3 protein-coding genes are annotated in these 3,044 nt (G+C 61.6%); 1 reads left to right on the top strand and 2 read right to left on the bottom strand.

Annotation, left to right across the window (positions count from 1 at the left end):
• Positions 1 to 43 precede the first annotated feature (43 nt).
• Together motB and motA are read right to left on the bottom strand one after the other, a co-directional pair.
• Positions 44 to 1,066: a flagellar motor protein MotB gene (gene motB / locus HX846_RS20750; protein ID WP_003217531.1), complete on the bottom strand. Its 1,023-nt coding sequence runs from the start codon at positions 1,064 to 1,066 to the stop codon at positions 44 to 46.
• A 3-nt stretch (positions 1,067 to 1,069) separates the two neighbouring features.
• Positions 1,070 to 1,921, bottom strand: coding sequence for a flagellar motor stator protein MotA (motA, locus tag HX846_RS20755; RefSeq protein ID WP_003217532.1), 852 nt, complete (start codon positions 1,919 to 1,921; stop codon positions 1,070 to 1,072).
• Between the two features lie 166 nt (positions 1,922 to 2,087).
• On the opposite strand from motA, the gene HX846_RS20760 reads away from it, so the two are divergent.
• A partial coding sequence (locus HX846_RS20760) for an HDOD domain-containing protein (RefSeq protein WP_178966011.1) occupies positions 2,088 to 3,044 on the top strand: 957 nt, incomplete at its 3' end.

Here is a 3,044-nt window from a genome sequence, read left to right on the forward strand (position 1 = left end):
AGGTACAAAAAGGCCGCGATCATCGCGGCCTTTTTGTACCTGCTTACGAGCCAGTGGCTGGCTGAGTCGGATCCTTCACACCGCCATCGTCAAACAGGTTCAGCTTCTGCCGCAGCTCATGGGCTGGCAGCGGCTCCTGCTCGGGCGGCAGTGCGTTCGGGTCTGCCGGCACCTCGCCCGGCGCGCCTTCACCCTGGGTCGGTACCGGTGGCGTCGCAGGCGGGTCACCTTCAATTGCACGCTGGGCCTTTTTGGTCAGCACGACGATATCGATGCGTCGGTTGATCGGATTGAACGGATCCTTGGGATCAAACAGCTGCGAGGAAGCAAACCCCACCACCCGTGCCACTTGCGGGTCCGGATAGCTGCCGGCCACCAGTGCACGACGCGCGGCATTGGCCCGGTTGGCCGAGAGCTCCCAGTTGCCGAAGTCGCCCTGGCCTGCATACGGCTTGGCGTCGGTGTGGCCGCTGATGCTGATCTTGTTCGGCACCGCCTTGATGGTGTCGGCCATGGCCAGCAGGATGTCTTCAAAGTACGGCTTCAAGCGTGCACTGCCGGAATCGAACATCGGCCGGTTGGCGGCGTCCGTGATCTGGATGCGCAAGCCATCCGGGGTGATCTCGAAGGAAATCTGGTCCTTGAACTTCAGCAGTTGCGGGTTTTCCTCAACCTTGGTTTGCAGTTCCTGCAGCAGCAATTCCAGGCGTTCCTGCTCGACCTGTTCGGCCATGCTCTCGACGGTGTCGCGCTCGATCGGGATCTTTTCCTGGGGCGAGTCGGTCTTGATTTCCGGGTTGATGGTGCGCTCGGGCGCCAGTTGCGGCGAACCACCGAGGTCGATCACAAAAGGCGTGCCGCTCTCGGAGAAACCGATGGGGTCCTTGAAGTAACCGGCGATGGCGATCTTCTGTTCCGGCGTGGCAGTGGACATCAGCCACAGCACCAGGAAGAACGCCATCATCGCCGTCGCAAAGTCGGCGAAGGCGATTTTCCAGGCGCCGCCATGGTGCCCCGCAGCGAAGCGCTTGACGCGCTTGATGATGATCGGCTGGTTGTTTTCCATGGCTTAGCGACCGCGAACCGCTTGTTCCAGCTCAGCGAAGCTTGGACGGTGCTTCGGATACAGAACCTTGCGCCCGAACTCCACTGCCAACGATGGCGGCATGCCGGAAGCCGAAGCCACCAGGCAGGCCTTGATGGCTTCGTACAGATTCACTTCTTCCTTGGCATCGTGGGCCAGGGACGTGGCCAGCGGGCCGAAGAAACCGTAGGCCGCGAGAATACCGAAGAAGGTACCTACCAGTGCCGCACCTACGTGCATGCCGATGGCTTTCTGGTCGCCTTCACCGAGGGAGGCCATGGTCACCACGATCCCGAGCACCGCGGCAACAATACCGAAACCGGGCATGCCGTCGGCGATGCCGGTCACGGCGTGGGATGGGTGCTCCAGCTCTTCCTTGAGGCTGAACAGTTCCATGTCGAACAGGCCTTCCAGCTCATGGGGCGCCATGTTGCCGGACGACATGATGCGCAGGTAATCACAGATGTAGGCGGTCATGCGCTCGTCTTTGAGCACGGCCGGGTACTTGGCGAAAATCGGGCTCGCCGCGGCGTCCTCGATGTCGCCTTCGATGGCCATCATGCCTTCGCGGCGGCTCTTGTTGAGGATCTCGTAGATCAGCCCCAGCACTTCCAGGTAGAAGGTGTGGGAGAAGCGCGAGCTGAACATGCCCAGCGACTTCTTGATCACGTGCATCGTCATGTAGCCGGGGTTGGCCTGCAGGAATGCGCCGAACGCCGCACCGCCGATAATCAGCACTTCGAAAGGCTGGATCAGCGCCGCAATCTTGCCGTGGGAAAGGACGTATCCGCCGAGCACGCTCGCGATGACGACGATGATGCCGATAATTTTAGCCATAGGGGATGAGTACTTGCGCCGTCGGGTTCAGGGTCATATTCGCAAGAGTTGAAAACTCTTGTTCTACTTATCGGCAAATCTGCGCCAGACTATAGCCCGTTATGGCGAAAAACCAGTTCGGCCCGTCCCGGGCGTGTTGACCGCAAGTGATGATCGCGCCCCAATCATGGCAAATGAAACGACAGTCCCAACTCAAAAACCCGCCACCCTCGCCGCTTGGATAAAGCGCCTGGACGATGTGCTGTTGCCTGTTCCACAGGCGAGCCACGACCGGGTTTGCAAGGCCATCGGCGACAACCGCAGTTCGTTGCGGGATATTGCAGAGCTGATGCAGAACAGCCCGGCGCTGGTGCTGAGCGTGATGCGCGAGGCCAACAACCAAGCCCACGGCAGCCTCGCGGAGCCGGCAGAAAACCTCGAAGTGGCGATCAATCGCCTCGGCCTCAAGCGCACCGAGGAGTTGCTGCGGCGCCTGCCTTCCGTGCCGCTGAATGAAATCCCCGTGGCCCTGCGCCAGCTGCAGATGATCAGCCAGCACGCTTCGCAACAAGCCAGCGGCCTGTTCGCCAGCCGCCTGGCGCGGTTGTGGCAAGACATTCACTGGGGCAGCCTGCTGTTCCTTTCGCCGCTGTGGCCGATGGCGATTGCCTATCCCAAGCTGCTGGAAGAATGGGAGCTGCGGGTGATTCACAAGGGCGAATCGGCCCGTACGGTCGAACAGGAGCTGTTCGGCGTACGCCTGCTGGACCTGTGCCTGGGGTTGACCAACACCTGGCGCCTGCCGATCTGGGTGTCCCAGGGTTATACGTTGCTGCTGACGGAACAACGCTTGCTGGTCAAGGCGCTGAGCATTGCCCGTGAAGACGAGCCGTTGCGCCAACAGCAGTTGCTGGATGCCGACCCGAACCTGCGCCGCTGGCTGAACCAGCCGGCCAACACTGTGCTGTTGGCCAACGGCCTGGCGCTGGCGGCGCAGGAGTCCTGGACCTGCCCGCACACCCAGCGCTGGCAATACCTCACTGCGCTTTACCTGCAGCAACCGTTGGCCGAAGTGCAGCAACAGTCCCACCAACACGCGGCGATCAGCGCCCGCAGCACCCTGATGCGCGACCTGTGGCACCCG

Origin of the sequence: Pseudomonas sp. K5002 (genome assembly GCF_013386655.1) — a bacterium.
Classification (GTDB): domain Bacteria; phylum Pseudomonadota; class Gammaproteobacteria; order Pseudomonadales; family Pseudomonadaceae; genus Aquipseudomonas.

What these genes read in the sequence shown, in the direction of transcription:
- motB (WP_003217531.1), bottom strand. Translation starts at nt 1,066, where the DNA reads ATGGAAAACAACCAGCCGATCATCATCAAGCGCGTCAAGCGCTTCGCT.
- motA (WP_003217532.1), bottom strand. Translation starts at nt 1,921, where the DNA reads ATGGCTAAAATTATCGGCATCATCGTCGTCATCGCGAGCGTGCTCGGC.